Source organism: Paraburkholderia sp. GAS206C (genome assembly GCF_050435645.1).
Taxonomy (GTDB): domain Bacteria; phylum Pseudomonadota; class Gammaproteobacteria; order Burkholderiales; family Burkholderiaceae; genus Paraburkholderia; species Paraburkholderia phenazinium_B.
This window is the reverse complement of record NZ_JBNDKR010000007.1, coordinates 257,337-276,132: the sequence shown is the minus strand read 5'-3', so window position 1 is coordinate 276,132 and position 18,796 is coordinate 257,337. Positions and strand designations below refer to the sequence as shown.

Sequence of the window (18,796 nt, the reverse complement as noted above, 5' to 3'; positions counted from 1 at the left end):
CCCATGCCGGCATTTCGTTTCGAAGCGATCGATGCGACGGGCAAGGCGCAGAAAGGCGTACTCGACGCGGATAGCGCGCGCGGCGCCCGCACGCATCTGCGCGGCCAGGGGCTTACGCCGCTGATCGTCGAGCCAGCCTCGACCCGCACGCGCGGCGAACGCAATCAGCGGCTCTCTTTGGGGCGCCGTCTGTCGCAACGCGAGCAGGCCATTCTCACGCGTCAGCTGGCCAGCCTGCTGATCGCCGGCTTACCGCTCGACGAAGCGCTCGGTGTGCTGACCGAACAGTCGGAGCGCGACTACATCCGCGAGCTGATGGCGTCGATTCGCGCGGAAGTGCTTGGCGGCCATTCGCTCGCCAATGCGCTGCACCAGCATCCGAAAGATTTTCCCGAGATCTACCGTGCACTCGTGGCCGCCGGCGAACATACCGGCAAGCTGGGTCTCGTGCTGTCGCGTCTTGCCGACTATATCGAGCAACGTAACGCGCTCAAGCAGAAGATCGTGCTGGCCTTCACGTATCCGACCATCGTCACGATCATCGCTTTCGGCATCGTCACGTTCCTGTTGAGCTATGTCGTGCCGCAGGTCGTCAACGTGTTTGCGAGCACCAAGCAGCAGTTGCCGGTGCTGACCATCATGATGATGGCGCTCTCCGGCTTCGTGCGGAAATGGTGGTGGGCGGTGCTGATCGCGGTCGTGCTGGTGGCGTATATCGTGCGGTCGATTCTGGCCCAGCCTGGCCCGCGTCTCGCCTTCGACCGCTGGCTGCTGACCGCCCCGCTGGTCGGCAAGCTGGTACGCGGCTACAACACCGTGCGCTTTGCCAGCACGCTCGGCATTCTGACCGCAGCGGGCGTGCCGATCCTGCGCGCGCTGCAGGCGGCAAGCGAAACGCTCAGCAACCGCGCCATGCGCGACAACATCGACGACGCGATTGTGCGCGTGCGTGAAGGGACATCGCTGTCGCGTGCACTGGGTAATACGAAGACGTTTCCGCCGGTGCTGGTGCACCTGATCCGTTCAGGCGAAGCGACCGGCGACGTGACGACGATGCTCGATCGCGCGGCTGAAGGCGAATCCAACGAACTCGAGCGGCGCACGATGTTCCTGACGAGCCTGCTCGAGCCGTTGCTGATTCTGGCGATGGGGGGCGTGGTGCTGGTGATCGTGCTGGCGGTGATGCTGCCGATCATCGAGTTGAACAACCTGGTGCAATGAAGCCTTCAGGCGCGCGGCCACGATGGACGCGCGCTCGATGCTTGCGAAGCGGTTGGCGGCGGGTTTGCCTAGCGCACGTAGATGGTGGGGCCGGCGGGATTGGCAGGCAGGAACACTTCGGAGCGCACACCGTTGCGGTCGATGATGATCGAACGGGGGCGCACTTCGTAGAGCTTGGCGCCTTGCATGATGGCGCTGCCGAGCGAGACGGCCCGCGGCGGTTCGCCGCCCGCGCTGAGGATGGCGGCGCCGCCTTCCTGAAGCGAGAGGATACCGAACAGGCGCACGTCCTGGTTGGCGCTGCGCTGCAGTTGGCCACCGAACAGCGTGGCCGCCTGGTCGACCGAGACCGGCGGGTTCACGGCGGCAGCGGGCAACGGGCCGCCTCGCAGTGCGGTGAGCGTGACGACCCAGTAAGTGAGCGTCGCGCAGAACACGGCGAACAGTGCGAGCGACAGAAGGCGAATTTGGATGGCGTTCATGCGCATCATTGTACGGACTATTGTGAAATTTGCGTTGGGGGAAAGTGCCCCTGCCTGGAGGGGAAACGAGAAACCTGGGACGGCCCGGCGTTTTCTCGCAACCCTTCAACTGCATGACATTAAAATGACAGAACGGGAGTGTTAAATCGCACGCTGATCCTGGCTGGCGCGACACTCGCCCGACACGAAAATCTTCCTGAAAAGAGGTAGCAAGCTATGCAAATGTGGACCACTCGCCGCACTGAAATCGCGGGTCTGCGCAACCGTCGTCAGCGTGGTTTCACGCTGATCGAAATCATGGTGGTGATCGCGATTCTCGGCATCCTGGCCGCGCTGATCGTCCCGAAGATCATGAGCCGGCCAGATGAAGCGCGGCGCGTCGCTGCGAAGCAGGACATCGGCACGATCATGCAGGCGTTGAAGCTGTACCGTCTCGACAATGGCCGCTACCCGACTCAGGACCAGGGGCTGCGTGCATTGATTGAAAAGCCCTCGACCGATCCGGTCCCGAACAACTGGAAGGACGGTGGTTACCTCGAGCGTCTGCCGAACGATCCGTGGGGCAATGGGTATCAGTATCTGAATCCGGGCGTGCACGGTGAAATCGACGTGTTCAGTTACGGCGCCGACGGCAAACCGGGTGGCGAAGGTAACGACGCCGACATAGGCTCGTGGGAATGACCGGTTGAGTTTATTGCGCGCACTCTCGCTTATCGCCGGCACCATGTCTCTGTCCGCTTGCAAGTCTCGTGTTGCCCCGGCGCATCTGGCGAAGGTGTCGTACGCGGCGTCTCGCGATGCCTGGCAGCAAACCGTCGCGGCCACGCCGGACGGACGTCGGCGTGCGAGCCGGCAGATTGGCTTTACGTTGCTGGAGATGCTGGTGGTGCTGGTGATTGCCGGGCTGCTGGTGTCGCTGGCGTCGCTCGCGGTGACGCGCAATCCACGCACGGATCTGAATGAAGAAGCGCAACGCCTGGCGTTGCTGTTTGAATCGGCCGGCGACGAAGCGCAGGTGCGGGCCCGGCCGATTGCGTGGCAGCCGTTCGATGGCGGCTTTCGCTTCGATATGCACACCGACGACGGCTGGCGTCCCTTGCGTGACGATCTGCTTGGTGCGCGTCGCTGGGAAGGCGGCGTGACGAGCGTGTCGATCGACTATCCGGGTTCGGACGTGCATCCGTCGCGGCTGGTGTTCGGCACGGAGAGTATCGACGCGCCGGTGCAGATCACGCTATTTTCCGCTGTCGGTCAGGCGCGGATCGTGGGAACGGGCAATGGCCGCTATGAGGTGCGTTGAGATGAGCGGCCGGATGAGGGATGTCGGGCGTGCCCCGATGCATCGGAAGTCACAGGGCGGCTTTACGATGATTGAAGTGCTGGTGGCGCTGGCGATTATCGCGGTGGCTCTCGCTGCCTCGATGCGTGCGGTGGGCAATCTGGCGAACAGCGAGGTGGAGCTGCATCAGCGTCTGCTGGCCGGTTGGAGTGCGGACAACATGCTGGCGCAGTTAAAGCTTGCACATAGCTGGCCGGATGTGGGATCGAGCAGTTACGACTGTTCGCAGGGAAATCTGCAACTGCTTTGTACGGAACGCGTGACGGCGACACCGAATCCGGTGTTTCGCCGGGTGGAGGTGGCGGTAACGACACCGGGCCGCGCCGGCAATCTTGCCCAGATGGTGACGGTGGTGGCGAATGAAACGAACCGTTCGCTCTGAGCGCCGCGGTCGCCGGACCGCGCGTGGTTTTACGCTGATCGAGCTGCTGGTCGCGATTGCGATTCTGGCGGTGATTGCGGTGTTGTCGTGGCGCGGACTGGATCAGATCATCCGCGGACGGCAGACGATCACGAGCGCGATGGAAGACGAACGCGTGTTCGCACAGTTGTTCGACCAGATGCGAATTGATGTGCGGCATGCCGCGACGGATGACGAGTCGGGGGCCGCCGCGGTGTCGGTGAGCGGGAACGTGTTGCAGATCGTGCGCGAATTCGACATGCCGGATACGGCGCCGCGCCTGCAGGTGGTGCGATACCGGGTGACGGAGGGCCGGGTGACGCGATATGCATCGCCGCCGCTGGGCACGATGGGGGAGTTGCGAGGGGCTTTGCGGAGTGGCGAAGGCGACGGATGGAGTGCGGTGCCATTGATGGGGGGAGTTGGCTCGATCGGTGCGCGGCTGTTTGTGCCAAAGGTTGGCTGGACTACGCAGATGAGCGATGTGCAGGCGGCGATTGCCGAGAACGATAACAATCTCAAGGTTCCCCAGTTGGGGAGTGCGCCGCTGCCGCGGTCGGTGACGGGGCTTGAGGTTGTGATTGGGGCGACTTCGCTGGCGCGGCCGGTTACGCGGGTTTTTCTCGTCGGAGAGTGATTAAGTGGGTTTGGGTTTGCTACCGTCGGGGTTCGGGCTTTCTTTTTCTGCTGCGCAGGCGGGGGGGGTGTTTGCTCTCTGTTCTGGTTTTGTTTGTTTTGGCCTTTCCTTGATTTGCTTTTGGTCTATTAGCGTCGCCCCTGTGCGGGGCAGCACCTACTTTTCTTTGCAGCGGCAAAGAAAAGTAGGCAAAAGAAAGCCGCTCACCCCGCCAGCTTATAAGTGTCCCCCTCTGTCCATAACCCGGAGTGGTGCGCGCACGCAATCATCCCTCGCACCCTCCTCGTTAGTGACAAGGCAGTCATCCGTTCCAGCGTCGCGCTTCGCGCCCCGCCGCCGGGTTCAGCCCCCCGCTCAAGCCGCAGTGGCACTTGCGTCCGCGTCGCGCGCTCAGCAACCCAACAATGGTTGTGCCCAACCGTCACGCACAAAGTGCGTGGGCGGGATGAATGAGTCCTTTGTCACGGAGGGTGAGAGTGCGGGGGCTCATTTCGTGCGCGGACCACTCCGGGTTATGGACAGAGGGGGGCACCTACAAGCTGGCGGTGTGAGCCCGCTTTCTTTGCTTACTTTCTTTGCGGCGGCAAAGAAAGTAAGTGCTGCCCCGCACAGGGGCGACGCTAATAGATCGAGAGCAAAGCAAGGAAAGGCCAACCCCGCAAGAACACGGACAAGCGCTGCGCAGGCAAACAAGGCAAACAGAAAGGCGCAAACCGGCGTAGCCATAATCACAGCATTACTAGTAGTAGCCCTATCAGCAATCCTTGTCTCAGGCATCCTCTGGCGCCAGCAAGTACAAATCCGCAGGATAGAAAACCAGCGCCTGCTATCCCAGGCCCAATGGATATCAAGAGGCGCCCTCGACTGGACCCGCCTGATCCTGAGATCAGAAGGCGACACCTCCGCAGGAATAACCTACCTGGGCGGGGTCTGGAGCGTCCCCATAGCCAAAACACGTCTCTCTGACTTCCTCGGCCAAATAGGCGAAGTCCGCGCCGCCGAAGGCGCCGACACGTACTTATCAGGCTCGATAGAAGACGCCCAATCCCGCTTCAATCTGCGAAACCTGGTCTCAAGCCCAGCGCCTGGCATGCTGCAATTGAACGTGTCGCAAATCCAGACCTTCCAGCGTTTGCTCAGCTTGCTTGGCCTCAACGGCTCGGTCGCACAAAATGCCGCGGTGCAGGTTCGCAACAGCCTCGCCCATTCCGCGACGCGCTTCCAGACGACCGCCCTGACCAGCGGCTACACAGCGCCGGCCGTCGTAGGCGGCGCCGTCGGCGGCAATAACTTCACCGATAAACCCGGTATCAGCGACGACGACGACAATCCCTCTGTCGTGCCCCTGCAGATGACGGGCGTCGATTCGCTGCTTGATGTGCCTGGCTTCTCCCCCGACATGGTCGCGCGTCTGCGTCCCTTCGTGACGTATCTGCCTACCACTACCGCAGTCAACATGAATACTGCACCGGCCGAAGTCGTCGCCGCCGTCATCGAGGGTATGAGCCTGTCCAATGCGCAGGCGTTCGTTGCGCGCCGCCAAACCGTGTTCTTTCATAACGTCGGCGATGTACAGTTGGCCTTGCAGGGTGCGGGTGTCCCGCAACTGTCGATCGACCCCAGTCTCTACGACGTCAACACCAGTTACTTTTTTATCCACGGCCGAGTCGATCATGAACGCGCGGAAGTGGATCGTACGACCCTCGTCTATCGCGATGCGCTCACGCACACCACCCGCATCGTGAGCGTGCAGGATCAACTATGAATAACGCTTTTCCCGGAGAGAGTGGCCTTTGAGCACACTGATCGTCCTTCTGCCGCCGCGTGACCCGGCGGTGCCATCGCAGGAATGGCAACTGCCGGAGCTGCCGTTCGTGTTGCTCGACAAGTCGGGCCGCACGCAGCGCGCCGGTCGGGCCTCGCTCGCGCTGCTGCCGCGTACCTCGTCGACGGTCCTGATGGTCGCGGCCCGCGACCTCCTGATGATGCCCGCTACCCTGCCCCCGCTGAAGGGACCGCGTCTGCGTCAGGCATTGCCAAACATCGTCGAAGATCAACTGATCCAGGATCCGCAAACCTGTCATATCGCGCTCGATCCGCAACCGCTCGGCAAAGGCCGGCATCTGCTCGCCATCATCGATCGCGGCTGGTTCCGCTTCATCTGCGAAGCTTTCGCTGCAGCCGGTCATCGCAGCGTGCGTGCCGTGCCGGTCACGCGTTGTCTGCCGTCGGCTCCGGTCACCGTCGCTGCCACTGAAACCGCCGCCGCGCTCGCTGAAGCCGAGGCCGAAGCAGCCTCGGCGACGTTGAAACCCGGGGCAGCGGCCAAGCTCGCGGCTGGTCTGCCAATCGAGCCGCCCGCGCCAGTCGTCGCGGCCGTGCTCGGCGCCGTCGTCTCCACTGCGCCCGCCCTGCTGCTCGAGGCGGCGCCGGAGTCCAGCACCACTCGTGTGGAACTGGCGATTGCGCGCGGTCGCCAGGGCGAGGGGCTCGCGTTGCCGGCGACGGCTGTCAACAGTACTCTCGAGGCGCTCTCGGGCGCCGCGCCGGTCACGCTTTATCAGCTCACCGAGGTGCCGGGTAACGAGCCGGGCATGGGTTCGGGCGCGCAGGCGAAACTCGCCGGCCAGGTGCAGGGCGCACAACCGTTGCCGTTCGAGAAGCTCGCGCGCCGCGCACTCGAATGCCGTTTCGATCTGTGTCAGTTCGAGTTCGCTTCGCAGCCTTGGCGGCTCGATCGCGCCACGTTACGGCGTCTGCGTTTTCCGATCGTGCTGGCGGTTGCCGCGCTGGTGGTCGCGATCATCGGCGTCAACGTGCAGTGGATGGTGCTCGCGCATCAGCGCGATGCGATCAACGCGCAGATGACCGAGGTGCTGCTCAACACCTTCCCGAAGACTACCGTCGTGCTCGATGCGCCCGATCAGATGTCGCGCCAGATGCAGCAGTTGCGCGTGGCGGCGGGTGAACTGTCGCCGGACGACTTCCTGTCGCTTGCCTCCGGACTCGCGCGCTCGCTCGGACCGTTGCCGGTCAACGGCATCGCGGCGCTCGACTATCACGACCGTCGGCTGGACGTGACGTTCAAACCGGAAGTCAAAGTGGATCCTGGCCTCGCGCAACGTCTGTCAATCAATGGGTTGTCCGGCGCGATCGATAGCAATACCGGCAAGTGGACCATCAGGAGCGGACAATGAAAGCGGAACTTGCTCAAACGTGGGCCGGATTCTGGGACGGACGCACCGAGCGCGAGAAAACGCTGCTGCTATGGGGTGGCGTGGCCCTCGGTGTGGTGATTGCGTGGTCGATCCTTTTGGCCCCTGCCCTCGACGGCCGCGCGCATTTACGCGAGAGCCTGCCGGCGATACAGCGTCAACTCGCGCAGATGACGGCGCAAGCCGATGAAGCGCGCAGCCTGTCGTCCGCTGCTCAGGGCGTGGCGCCCACTGGCGGCGCCCTCAAGGATGCGCTCACCGCTTCGCTTACCGAACACGGTCTCGTGCCGCTGCAAGTGCAGTTGATGGGCAACGCTGTGCAGGTCCAGTTGAAGAACGCGTCGTTTCCTGCGTGGACTGCCTGGGTCGACGATGTGCGCAAGCAGTTCAAGGTGCAGATTGCCGAAGCCCATATCACGGCGCTCAAGGACGATGGACAGGTCGACCTGACGGCGTCGCTGCAGCCATCGACCGCTAAATGACGGTGCAGCCACAGGATCTCGCATGAATTTCTGGATGCGGCGCCTGCGCGCTGCCCTGCCGTGGCTGCTGGTCGCGGTGTTGTCGAGCGGTACGGTTTTGCTGGTGCTGTTGCCTGCGGCATGGATCACTCCGCAGTTCACGAAGGCGAGCGGCGGTCACGTCAATCTGGTCGATCCCGCCGGCTCGCTCTGGAATGGTTCGGCCACGCTGATGCTGGCCGCTGGATCGGATACCAGCTCGGCGACGCTTCTTCCGGGCCGGATCGAATGGCACACTGCCTTCTGGCCGCTCTTCACCGGCCGTGTGCAGATGACGATGCTGCAAAGCGAAGCGATGCCCGTTCCTGTCACCGTCGACGCTACCCGTCGCGGCGCCGTGGTGTCGCAAGGTTCGATCGCCGTGCCGGCGACGTTGCTCAAGGGCCTCGGCGCACCGTTCAACACGCTCGATCTGCAAGGCGAAGTGCGGCTTGCGTGGAGCGACTGGCGCAGCTTCGGCCAGGAAGCGTTTGGACAACTGACGGTTACGCTGAACGATGCCAGTTCGCGGGTGTCGCTGGTCAAGCCGCTTGGTTCGTACCAGGTGGTGATTCAGGCGCAAGGCAACAGCTCGACCATCGATCTCTCGACGCTTAAGGGTCCATTGACGCTGAAGGGTCACGGCATGGTGGGGGGCGGTGTGTCATCGTTTAACGGCACGGCGAGCGCCGCCCCCGAGGCGCGCGACAACCTTGCGGGCCTGCTGAATCTGCTCGGGCGGCCGAGCGGTCCGGATACGGTAGCGTTGACCTTCGTGCACTGATCGCGGCACTGAGCGCTACGTGCGGCACTGGCGCTCGTGGTGGAGAAAGGCGAAAGGGGTATGGCCGCGTGACGGTCATACCCCTTCTGTATAAATGCGGTTTGTTTGCTGCCAATCCGACGCGGTTGCTTTCCTAGTCGCTTCTGACAGCCGTCGAAGGCGTTGAGATTGCGGAAGCAGCATCCGGCGGCGCCACGGTGCCGGTTTCTCTCGCCATCTGCGATACATCCCAGCCGCCGCCAAGGGCCTTCACCAGACCCACCGACGACACCATCCGCTCTCCCGACAGCGTGGCCAGTTTCTGCTCAGCGGTGAAGGCGGTGGTCTGCGCGGTCAGCACGCTCAGGTATGCCACGGTGCCCGACTTATACTGGTTCGTGACGATAGCCAGCGCTTGCTGGGCCGAAATGACGGCTTGCTGCTGCACGCCGATTTCCTGCTCCAGAATGCGCTGCGATGCGAGGTTGTCCTCGACGTCCTGAAACGCTGCCAGCACCGTTTGACGGTAGACCGCCACGTCCTCGTCGTAGGCGGCGCGGGCCGCTTCGGTCTGCGCCGAGCGCAAGCCACCATCGAAGATCGTGCCGGCAAGTTGCGGGCCGAGCGTCCAGAAGCGCGCTGGCGCGGTGAGCAATTGCGACAGCACGGAACTCTCGAAGCCGCCGCTCGCGGATAGCGTCAGCGACGGGAAGAACGCGGAGATCGCCACGCCGATCTGTTCGTTGGCGGCCTTGGCGGCGCGCTCGGCCGCCGCGATGTCGGGTCGGCGCTCGAGCAGCGCAGACGGCATCTGCGCGGGCACGGACGGCGGCGTTGCGGTGAGCGGCACAGGCGTAATCGAGAAAGTCGAGGCGGGCTGGCCGACCAGCACTGCAATCGCGTGTTCGTCTTCAGCACGGGCGATGCCATTGTCGATCGCGGCGGCCTGTGCCGATTGCAGTTGCGCCTGTGCCTGAATCACGTCCGAGCGTGCGGCGACGCCCTGTGCGTACTGGTTCTGCGTGAGCTTGAGCGATTTCTCGTAAGCGACAACCGTGTCGTCGAGCAGCTTCTGCATTGCATCGAGCTCGCGCAGCGAGAAATAGGTCTGCGCCAATGTGCCCTGCGCGGACAGCCGCGCATTGGCGAGCGTGGCGGCGGCGCCCTGCTGGCCGGCTTCCTGCGCGCTGACGGTGCGGCTAACCTTGCCCCACAGGTCCGGCTCCCAGCTCGCGTCGAGTGACAGGTTGTAGCTGTTGCTGACGCTCGAGCGCGTCCCCGAGGTCGAGCTCGCTGCCGAGCCATTGCCCGAGCGGGTCAGGCCGGCCGAGCCGCTGATCACCGGGAAATACGCGGCGCGGGCTTCACCGACCAGCGCGCGGGCCTGCCGGTAAGCGGCGGCATATTGGGCGACGGTCTGGTTCGAGGTATTCAGCTTGTCTTCGAGGGCGTTCAGTTCCGCGTCGTCGTAGATGGCCCACCATTGACCGCGGTCGTGCTGATCGGACGGTTGCGCAACCTTCCAGCCTGGCGCCGCTTCCTTATAGGATGCGGGCACGTCGGTGGTGGGCGTCTTATAGTCGGGGCCCACCGCGCAGCCTGTCACCAGCGCGGCGAGCGCAGCGGCAACTGCGAGAGTCAGGGCGCGCGGAGCAACGGCCCGCGCGTGCGAGCTTCGGTCAAACTGCATGCAATCAATTCCTGTCGATTCGGCCGAGGCGCGTTCCTGAGTGACAACGGGATCCCGGGAAGGTCGGCGGGCGGAATGCCCGGATGACAAAGCGAGACGGGACATCGCGACGATCCGGAATGGTAGCGTACGCGATGCCGATGACGCAGAAAATTGAAAGAGTAATGCGCGACGCGCGGTGGGTGTGTAACCGGTCCTGCGGAGACGGTTACGTGCCGTTACGGCAGGGCTGTGCGCCCGTGAGGCCTGGCAGCGTCGGCGACTGTTTGGCCGGCTGGGCCGGGTGGCCGTTGCGGCGACGGTCGATCCACGCAAAGAACAACACCCCGAGCGATCCCCCCGGCAGCACGAACATCACCACGTAGAGCGCGAGTTTCCACCAGCGGTACGGGCCTTGAAAGCTCTGCACTGCGGAGTCGTGAAGCGAGCGGCTCAGGCCGCTCAGGGTGTTTTTCAGGTACAGCATGACGGGGATCCTCTGCGCACCGCCAAGGTAGGGTGCGCGGCAAAGCGGTCAGAACATGGTCTCGGGTGGCGCGAATCGCGCGTAACTCGTTGCCTGTAATAATATTGACTATGCAATTAAATTTCAAGATACTTTGCTGCACGTCAGCATGCCGTGTTGTTTTTTCACCCGCATGACGAAGCGAATTTTCAGATTGACTTGTCTGCTTAGGCAGCTAAAATCCGGTCTGCTTCCTGATGTTTCCAAAGCGAGTTTTCGATGACCGACGGTCCCTATAACGCGGACGAGATTCACCTCGAATCGAGTCTTGGCTATTACCTGTCGAAAGCGCGCAATGTGCTGGTCGAACGGATGGATCGGGCGGTTAAGCCGTTGGGCCTTACCGCGCAGCAGATCGGTGTGATCCTGATGCTGTCGTGCGAGCGGGCCCATACGCCGTATGAGCTGTCGCGCGCCATGTCGTACGACAGCGGTTCGATGACGCGCATGCTTGATCGCCTTGAAAAGAAAGGCTTTATCGTCCGCACGCGCAGCGATGCCGACCGCCGCATGGTCAAGCTCGAACTCACGCCGCAAGGTCGGGAAGTCGCCCGGCAGTTGCCGCGTTTGGGTGCCGCGGTGCTGAACGAACAGTTGCAAGGTTTTACCGCTGAAGATATTGCGACGCTGACGACGTTGCTCGGCCGTCTGATCAAAAACGGCTCGGGGAGCGGGACCGATGACGGATTCATGGCCTGCCCTGGAGCAGGCAATTCACCGTCGCCGGAAGACAGCAAGTAGCCGGGCAAGAAGCCACGATGTAGCCACGAGACGCGTTTTTTCACGCGTCGATGTTTAAGCAGGTATCTGTCTGGGCAGAAAGTGACAAAACATCTATGGCACCGCGTATGGCGGTGAAATATGCATGCTGAGTCAAGCTTTTTGTCCCCGGCAGCTTTGCATGGGATCGGAGTAAGCGCAAAAGCGCCAACTTCGATCGACAGGAGATTCGACCATGGCCGCTACGGCTCCCGCAGTTGCCGCACCCGCCGCTGAACCGGCGCCGCTAGCTGGCGGCACCCTGGCGTTGCTCACTCTTGGTCTCGCGCTCGGCACGTTCATGGAAGTGCTCGATACCTCGATCGCCAACGTCGCTGTTCCGACCATCTCCGGTAGTCTGGGCGTCGCCACCAGCCAGGGCACCTGGGTGATTTCATCGTATTCGGTCGCCTCGGCGATCGCGGTGCCGTTGACCGGTTGGCTCGCGCGTCGGGTGGGCGAGGTGCGCCTGTTCACGCTCTCGGTGCTGCTGTTCTCGATCGCTTCGGCCTTGTGCGGCTTTGCGCAGAACTTTGAATCGCTGATCGCCTTCCGGCTGCTTCAGGGACTGGTCTCGGGACCAATGGTGCCGCTCTCGCAGACCATCCTGATGCGCTCGTATCCACCGGAGAAGCGCGGCCTCGCGCTCGGCCTGTGGGCGATGACCGTGATCGTCGCCCCGATCTTCGGGCCGGTGATGGGCGGCTGGATCACCGATAACTATACGTGGCCGTGGATCTTCTACATCAACGTGCCGATTGGCCTGTTTTCGGCGGCGTGCGCGTTCGTGCTGCTGCGCGGCCGTGAGACGAAAACGACGAAGCAGCGTATTGATGCAGTAGGCCTCGCTCTGCTGGTGACCGGTGTGTCGTGCTTACAGATGATGCTCGACCTCGGCAAGGACCGCGACTGGTTCAACTCCACCTTCATTGTGGCGCTGGCGATCATTGCGGTGATTTCGATTGCCTTCATGCTGGTCTGGGAGACGACCGAGAAGGAGCCGGTGATCGACCTGTCGCTCTTCAAGGACCGCAACTTCGCGCTCGGCGTGCTGATCATCTCGTTCGGTTTCATGGCGTTCTTCGGTTCGGTGGTGATCTTCCCGCTCTGGTTGCAGACGGTGATGGGCTACACAGCAGGCATCGCAGGTCTGGCCACCGCGCCGGTCGGCTTGCTGGCGCTCGTGCTATCGCCAATGATCGGCCGCAACATGCACCGTCTCAATCTGCGGATGGTAGCGAGCTTCGCGTTTGTCGTATTCGCGTTCGTCTCGTTCTGGAACTCGACCTTCACGCTCGACGTGCCGTTCAGTCACGTGATCTTGCCGCGGCTGGTGCAAGGTATTGGTGTCGCCTGTTTCTTCGTGCCGATGACCACGATCACGCTATCGAGCGTGTCCGATGAGCGTCTGGCGAGCGCCTCGGGCCTGTCGAATTTCTTCCGTACCTTGTCGGGCGCAATCGGCACCGCGGTTAGCACAACGTACTGGGAAAACGACACGATCTACCATCACGCGATCCTGACGGAATCGGTAAGTACCTACGCTCCGAATACGACCACCTATAGCGATTCACTCACGAGCCTCGGCTTTGCCGGCCAAGGCTTATCTGCGCAATTGAATCAGATCGTGACGCAGCAGGCGTACATGATGGCCACCAACGATTTCTTCCGCATCTCGTGCGCCGCCTTCATCGTGCTAGCCGGGCTGGTGTGGATTACGAAGCCGCGCAAGGGCGCGGGTCCTTCGCTGGGGCATTGAGCGCCATTGAACGGCTTTGAACGGCGCCGTCGGCCGGGGCGGCGCCGTTTGCCTACTGCGACACAGGCACGTCTCCCGGCGTGCTCACCGATTGCGCAGGCGCGGACTCCAGCGGCTGACTGGCCGGCGTGGCCACACCGGTGCCTTGCGGTGGCACGGTGACCGGCGCTCCACTTCTCACGAACTCCTTGAAATCGGCGCCCGCTTCCCACGGATTCGGCTTGCAGCCCAACGAGCTGTCGCAATGTGCCGCGAAGCCGATGGTGGCGGTGCCGTCGTTGTTCGACGTCCTCGTGATCTGATATGCGAGCGCGCGTTTGCCGCCATCGGGGCCGGCGGTCTGGATCAGCGAATCGGTGGCGGCTTCGATCTTGTAGGCGGAATGGCTGCTCACCCAGCTCTGGGCGCGTTGCCACCAGACGCTGCATTCGCTTGTATTCGAACAGGTGAGCGGCGTGGTGGCGATCTGCATGACGTCGGGATTCACCTGCCCGCGCGTCGTGCAGCCTGCGGCCAGAACACACAATGTTGCCAACAGAGCTTTCTTCATCGCGTTGCTTCCTCCCTGCGTGTAGACGACCGGATGCGCGTAGCGCGCGCCGATTGTCATTCAGTGTAAGGGTTGGACCCGTGCAATCGGGTGGCGTTTCATTCGTCCGTACGAGCGCGAATACGTTCGCGCGTGCGCGTGGCTCAAACTCAAACGCTAAAGCGATTCAACGTATACGCGCGATACGCCGCCACGAACGCGTCGAAAGATCCGACCTCTTCGCGCTCGAGTTTCGCCTGCTCTTCCAAAGACTTCACGGCCAGCTCGCCGAACGCTTTCTCGACCTTCGCATCAAGCGGCCGCGAGCGGAAATACGCCGCGTGCGCTTCGCTTTGTTCAAGACCGAACTCGAGGAAGCTCTGTTTCCTGTCGCGCAGTGTTTGCAACACGCGCGCGGAAGGCGTTAGCGACGCATCAGCGAGCTTCGCGCGCTGCGCGGCGAGTGCACGTGCGTGCGCATCGCTCCCGTGTAGCGCGTCCAGCGCCTTCGCTGCGATCTCGATCTTCGCGAACAGTTGGTCGGCCCATGCGTGCATCGCGACCTGCTGACCGTCGCGCGTCAGTTCGAGGCCGGGCTTGCGCCCTTCCATCGTGATGCGCCCGAAGTTCTGGTTGGCTTCGCAGTAAGCGTCTGCAGGCAGCGAAGGACTATCGTCGAGTGCGCAGACCAGCAGGTAGGCATCGAGAAAGCGCGCGGTTTCGAGCGCAATGCCAGTCGGTTCGAACGGATCGATATCCATGCAGCGCACTTCGACGTATTGCACGCCGCGCGCGGCAAGCGCGTGCAGCGGACGCTCGCCCGGATACGTGATGCGTTTGGGGCGGATCGTCGAGTAAAACTCGTTTTCGATCTGCAACACGTTGGTGTTGATCTGCACCCACTCGCCGTCGCGCTGCGTGCCGATTTTCTCGTACGGTGGATACGGTTGGCTGACCGCCTTTGCCAACGCGTCGAGGTAGCCTGGCAGCGTGTCGTAGTCGGCGCGCAGCGCCGCCTGGGCGGTGGTGTTCGAGTAGCCGAGATCGCTCATCCGCAAGCTGGTGGCATACGGGCGATACAGCGTGTCGGCGTCGAACGTCTCCAGCGTATGTTTGCGATCGCGCAAAAAGCGCCGGTCAAGCACGGGCGACGCGCCGAACAGATACATCAGCAGCCAGTTGGTGCGACGGAAATTGCGGATCATCGCGAGATAACGGTCGGACTGGTAGTCCACCGCGCTCGCCGTGGATTGCTGTTCGGCGTGCAGCAGGCGCCACACTTCTTCGTTCAGCGAATAGTTGTAGTGGATTCCGGCAATGGTCTGCATCGTACGGCCGTAGCGCAACGCAAGGCCCACCCGGTACACGTACTTCAGCTTGCCGATGTTCGACGCACCGTACTGTGCGATCGGGATGCCGTCGTCAGTGGCGGGCAACAGGCCCGGCATCGAGTTGTTCCACAGGATCTCGCCATCGAGCTTTGCGTAGACGAAACGGTGCAGCTCATCGAGCTTCTCGAGCGTGATCGCGGCGTCGTGCTCTGCCGGTGTAATCAGTTCGATCAGCGCTTCCGAGTAATCAGTGGTCAGAGACGGATGGGTGAGCGCCGAGCCGAGCGCGCGCGGATGCGGCGTCATGGCGAGCTGGCCGTCGTGCGTGACGCGCAGGGCTTCCCTTTCGATGCCACGCAGGCCGGTCGTCAGCGCGTCCCGCTGCGGGCCGGCAGCCAGCAAGGCCAGGCGGTGCGAAAGCAGGTCGGTCGGGCGAGAAGGTGTTGTCTTTGGCATTGATGCGAGTCGGACGTTGTCGGCCGCCATGCGCCGCTCACGTGAGGCTATGTGTGGTCGACAACGTCCGGCGGAATTTTCAGTAGCGGGCACTTTAACATCTCGTCACCAGGCCTGCTTGAGGCCCCTTCGAGCGCCTCCTGAGCGGCTTTCGCCGAGGTGCGGCGAGCTGCTGTCGTCCTGCCCACTCTACGCCGCACAAAGCCCACGCGCGATGCGCGCTTGCCCCACTCGCCTGCTTTGCGTGGCGCTAGCCACCGCGCGCCGCGCCCGCGCGGTCCGCCACTTCATTCCACAGATGCATGGCTGCGTATGCGCGCCAGGGCCGCCATGCGTCGGTACGAAGCCGTTGCTGGGTGGGCCGCACCAGAGCCGGATCGCGTGCCGCGATGGATTGCATCAGCACCAGGTCCCAGGCGGGCCAGGCGTCGGCGTCGCGCCAGGCGCGCATCGCCACGTATTCGACGGTCCACGGCCCGATACCGGGTAAGGCCAGCAGCGCGGCGCGTAAGGTGGCGGTGTCGACAGCATGACTGTCGAGCGGCACCGCGCCGCTTGCTACCGCTGCGGCAAAGCCTTGCAGCGCCGCCACGCGCTTGCCCGGCATGCCGATCTGCGCCATGTCCGCGGCGGCGAGGGCGGCCGGCGTCGGAAAGCGCCACGCGGTGCGCTCGTGCGGATGGTCTTCGATACGAAGACCTGCGCGCTGCACCAGCCGGCCGATGATCGTCGTGGCCGCCTTCACACTCACCTGTTGCCCGACGATCGCGCGCACCACCAGTTCGAACGCCGACCATGCGCCAGGTACGCGCAAGCCGGGCGCGGCTTCAATCAGAGGCGAGAGCCACGGATCGGAGGCGAAATGCGCGGCGATCGCCTTTGGATCGGCGTGCAGGTCGAACATCCGGGCAATCGGTGCACCCAACGCCTCCGCGTGCTGGCCGGCAGGACCTTCGATGGTGGCGACCAGACATCGTTTGCGCGGGTGGGGACGGACGGTTAGCGTGCCGCTGTCGCCGGCCCAATCGATGGCGCGACGGTACGCGCCGTCCTCGACCGCTTCGACGCCGGGAGTAGCGCGTCCATTGAAGAATCGCAGGATGCGCGGCCAGTCGAAGGGTGCCTTGAAGGGCAGCTCGAGGATGACGAGGTCGGTGGCAGTGCTCACGCGGCGTGGTCCAGATTGGGGGTGACAGCGGCGGTGGGCTTGGCTTTGCGTTTGCCTGCGGCGGTGCTGGTTGCGCTTGCGTTTGCTGTCGGGGTTGCCTTCGCTTTCATGGCCGCCCCGACGCCTGTTTCGACACCTTCACCCACGCCCGCATGCAGAGCCTCGGCATCCAGCAGCGCAGCCTTGCGGGGCAGTCCCCAGCGATAACCAGCGAGCGCCCCGCCCTTTTGCACGACCCGATGGCACGGAATCGCCAGCGCGACCGGGTTCGACGCGCAGGCGCTTGCCACGGCCCGCACCGCGCGCGGCGAACCGACCGCCTCGGCGATGTCCGAATAACTGCGCGTCTCGCCATAGGGAATGCGCCGCAGCGCGTCCCAGACGCGCTGGCGGAACGCGGTCGCGGCGATGTCGAGCGGCAGATCGAAGCGCTGACGCGTGCCATGCAGATAGGCGTCGACTTGCGCGATGAACGGTGCGAGCCGCTCCGCATCCTCGACCAGTTCCGCGTTGGCGAACTCGCCGCGCAGTTCGCTGGCAAGCGCGATGGGGTCGTCGCCGAAGCCGATCTTGCAGATACCTTTGGCAGTGGCGGCAACCAGCACGAATCCGAGCGACGTTGGCGCGCTGGCGTAATGCACGGTCAAGCCCGCCCCTTTGCGGCGGTAAGCCGACGGCGCCATGCCCAGCTCTCCCGGCGCGCTTTCGTACATACGAGACGGCGACCCGAAACCGGCGTCGACGGTGGCGCGCGTCACGTCCGTGCCGCGCTGGAGCGCATCGCGGAGCGCGGCGCCGCGCTGGGCCGCCTGATACTGCCGCGGCGACACCCCGACCACGCGCTTGAAGAGCCGCTGCAAATGAAACGGGCTGACGTGCACGGCATCGCTTAACTGCGTGAGCGTGAGGCGCTGTTGCGGATCGGCGTCGAGCGCGGCGCACGCGCGGTTGACGATCTCAAGTTCGCGCGGCAGACGGCCTGGCTGACAGCGCTTGCAATCGCGATAGCCGGCGGCGCGTGCGGCGTCTGTCGTAATGAAGAAATCGACGTTTTCACGACGCGGCTGGCGCGACGCGCACGATGGGCGGCAGAACACGCCGGTGGTTTTGACGCCGTAGAAGAAGGCGCCGTCGGCGTGCGGGTCGCGCTGGGTCACGGCGTCCCAGCGTTCAGCGGCGGTAGTCCAGGCAGATGTCACGGTGTGGTTCATGATGTCCTCGAAGAGACAGTTTCGATGGTCACCAATTTAGTTTGCATGGCGTCAGACTACGCTCCGGTTCTTGCTCTGTCATTGCGCGGGCCTTGTGGCGATGGGGTTTTGGGACCGGTTCCGCATGTGTTGCGACAAAACGCCACCCTATCGGGTTTTCCCTTAAAAAGTTATTGCGTCGCACCAACCCCGTGTGTATAGTAGGCCTTGTCTCCTCCATGTCTCCTCCTGATATGGATTCAGCCTGCTCCCTGAGAGCGGGCTTTTTTTTGCCTGTCATCAGCTGATTCGGCCCCGTATTTCGCCGCTCCTGCATTACAAGGGCATACGCCCAGCAGGCCGCCTTTCTCCTACACTCGAACTGATTGCTAGAGAACCGGCCAAGGGGCGTTTTTCATGAAGATTCACATTCGCGAGATCGACCACGTCGTCATTCGGGTCGCTGATCCCGAGACCGTCACCCGCTTCTACTGCGACGTGCTCGGTTGCAGCGTCGAAAAAGAACAGCGCGATATTGGGCTGATCCAGTTGCGGGCGGGACGTTCGCTGATCGATCTGCTGACGGTCGGCGCCACGATTGACCGGCCCGATAGCGGCACGCCGGGTGAAGGTCGAAATATGGATCACCTATGCCTGCGCGTGGAAAAGTTCGACGGCGAGGCGCTGAAGGCGTATCTGAGTGAGCGCGGCGTACGTATCGGCGAACTGGGCGTGCGATATGGCGCCGATGGTTTCGGACCGTCGCTATATCTGTTCGATCCGGAAGGCAATATGGTCGAACTGAAGGGACCGCCCGAGGGTGCTGCCTGACCGGGCGCGCCTGATTGACCG

General features: G+C 63.2%; 19 protein-coding genes. 12 read left to right on the top strand and 7 right to left on the bottom strand.

From position 1 onward, the window contains the following. Positions 1–3 precede the first annotated feature (3 nt). Positions 4–1,221, top strand: coding sequence for a type II secretion system inner membrane protein GspF (gene gspF, locus P3T20_RS20995; RefSeq protein WP_429287692.1), 1,218 nt, complete (start codon positions 4–6; stop codon positions 1,219–1,221). Between the two features lie 68 nt (positions 1,222–1,289). Here gspF and P3T20_RS20990 read toward each other — a convergent pair whose 3' ends face one another. Next, the gene (locus P3T20_RS20990; RefSeq protein ID WP_254368734.1) at positions 1,290–1,712 is read right to left on the bottom strand and encodes a type II secretion system protein N; all 423 of its coding nucleotides are present in this window, start codon (positions 1,710–1,712) and stop codon (positions 1,290–1,292) included. Between the two features lie 207 nt (positions 1,713–1,919). Here P3T20_RS20990 and gspG point away from each other — a divergent pair, with 207 nt between their 5' ends. The 8 genes from gspG (at position 1,920) to P3T20_RS20950 (ending at position 8,578) form a co-directional block, all read left to right on the top strand. Beyond that, positions 1,920–2,384, top strand: a complete 465-nt coding sequence (gene gspG, locus P3T20_RS20985; RefSeq protein WP_074262973.1) for a type II secretion system major pseudopilin GspG — start codon at positions 1,920–1,922, stop codon at positions 2,382–2,384. 43 nt (positions 2,385–2,427) lie between these two features. Next, complete coding sequence (locus tag P3T20_RS20980) at positions 2,428–3,003, top strand: GspH/FimT family pseudopilin (protein ID WP_429287691.1); 576 nt, start codon at positions 2,428–2,430, stop codon at positions 3,001–3,003. A gap of 13 nt (positions 3,004–3,016) precedes the next feature. Beyond that, positions 3,017–3,424, top strand: a complete 408-nt coding sequence (gene gspI, locus P3T20_RS20975) for a type II secretion system minor pseudopilin GspI (RefSeq protein ID WP_429287814.1) — start codon at positions 3,017–3,019, stop codon at positions 3,422–3,424. Then, positions 3,402–4,079 (top strand): PulJ/GspJ family protein, encoded by a 678-nt coding sequence (locus tag P3T20_RS20970; protein ID WP_074262974.1) that lies wholly within the window; start codon positions 3,402–3,404, stop codon positions 4,077–4,079. The genes gspI and P3T20_RS20970 overlap by 23 nt, the downstream gene beginning before the upstream one ends. Before the next feature lie 547 nt (positions 4,080–4,626). Beyond that, on the top strand, positions 4,627–5,844 hold the full coding sequence (gspK, locus tag P3T20_RS20965) for a type II secretion system minor pseudopilin GspK (RefSeq protein WP_429287690.1): 1,218 nt from the start codon (positions 4,627–4,629) through the stop codon (positions 5,842–5,844). A gap of 28 nt (positions 5,845–5,872) precedes the next feature. After that, on the top strand, positions 5,873–7,276 hold the full coding sequence (gene gspL, locus P3T20_RS20960; protein WP_429287689.1) for a type II secretion system protein GspL: 1,404 nt from the start codon (positions 5,873–5,875) through the stop codon (positions 7,274–7,276). Then, complete coding sequence (gene gspM, locus P3T20_RS20955) at positions 7,273–7,776, top strand: type II secretion system protein GspM (protein WP_074262976.1); 504 nt, start codon at positions 7,273–7,275, stop codon at positions 7,774–7,776. The genes gspL and gspM overlap by 4 nt, the downstream gene beginning before the upstream one ends. 22 nt (positions 7,777–7,798) lie before the next feature. Further along, positions 7,799–8,578, top strand: coding sequence for a type II secretion system protein N (locus P3T20_RS20950; protein ID WP_074262977.1), 780 nt, complete (start codon positions 7,799–7,801; stop codon positions 8,576–8,578). Positions 8,579–8,711: 133 nt separating this feature from the next. Here P3T20_RS20950 and P3T20_RS20945 read toward each other — a convergent pair whose 3' ends face one another. Next, a complete protein-coding gene (locus P3T20_RS20945; RefSeq protein ID WP_429287688.1) occupies positions 8,712–10,247 on the bottom strand; it encodes an efflux transporter outer membrane subunit in 1,536 nt (511 codons plus the stop codon). Between the two features lie 208 nt (positions 10,248–10,455). Further along, the gene (locus P3T20_RS20940) at positions 10,456–10,713 is read right to left on the bottom strand and encodes a hypothetical protein (RefSeq protein ID WP_429287824.1); all 258 of its coding nucleotides are present in this window, start codon (positions 10,711–10,713) and stop codon (positions 10,456–10,458) included. A gap of 258 nt (positions 10,714–10,971) precedes the next feature. On the opposite strand from P3T20_RS20940, the gene P3T20_RS20935 reads away from it, so the two are divergent. Both P3T20_RS20935 and P3T20_RS20930 read left to right on the top strand, forming a co-directional pair. Continuing rightward, entirely contained in the window at positions 10,972–11,493 is a 522-nt protein-coding gene (locus tag P3T20_RS20935; RefSeq protein WP_074262980.1) for a MarR family winged helix-turn-helix transcriptional regulator, read from the top strand. A 214-nt stretch (positions 11,494–11,707) separates the two neighbouring features. Beyond that, positions 11,708–13,270 (top strand): DHA2 family efflux MFS transporter permease subunit, encoded by a 1,563-nt coding sequence (locus P3T20_RS20930; protein WP_429287687.1) that lies wholly within the window; start codon positions 11,708–11,710, stop codon positions 13,268–13,270. Positions 13,271–13,322: 52 nt separating this feature from the next. Here the strand turns inward: P3T20_RS20930 and P3T20_RS20925 are convergent, their stop codons facing one another. The 4 genes from P3T20_RS20925 to ada form a co-directional block, all read right to left on the bottom strand. Then, on the bottom strand, positions 13,323–13,820 hold the full coding sequence (locus P3T20_RS20925; RefSeq protein WP_429287686.1) for a hypothetical protein: 498 nt from the start codon (positions 13,818–13,820) through the stop codon (positions 13,323–13,325). A gap of 149 nt (positions 13,821–13,969) precedes the next feature. Continuing rightward, the gene (gene gshA / locus P3T20_RS20920) at positions 13,970–15,586 is read right to left on the bottom strand and encodes a glutamate--cysteine ligase (RefSeq protein WP_429287685.1); all 1,617 of its coding nucleotides are present in this window, start codon (positions 15,584–15,586) and stop codon (positions 13,970–13,972) included. 250 nt (positions 15,587–15,836) lie between these two features. Then, positions 15,837–16,754, bottom strand: a complete 918-nt coding sequence (locus P3T20_RS20915; protein WP_429287684.1) for a DNA-3-methyladenine glycosylase family protein — start codon at positions 16,752–16,754, stop codon at positions 15,837–15,839. Continuing rightward, positions 16,751–17,965 carry a bifunctional DNA-binding transcriptional regulator/O6-methylguanine-DNA methyltransferase Ada gene (gene ada, locus P3T20_RS20910; protein ID WP_429287683.1) on the bottom strand — a complete coding sequence of 405 codons (1,215 nt, stop codon included), beginning with the start codon at positions 17,963–17,965 and terminating at the stop codon, positions 16,751–16,753. The genes P3T20_RS20915 and ada overlap by 4 nt, the downstream gene beginning before the upstream one ends. A gap of 396 nt (positions 17,966–18,361) precedes the next feature. Between ada and P3T20_RS20905 the strand changes: the two genes are divergently transcribed. Continuing rightward, positions 18,362–18,775: a VOC family protein gene (locus tag P3T20_RS20905; protein ID WP_074262984.1), complete on the top strand. Its 414-nt coding sequence runs from the start codon at positions 18,362–18,364 to the stop codon at positions 18,773–18,775. Positions 18,776–18,796: the final 21 nt, after the last annotated feature.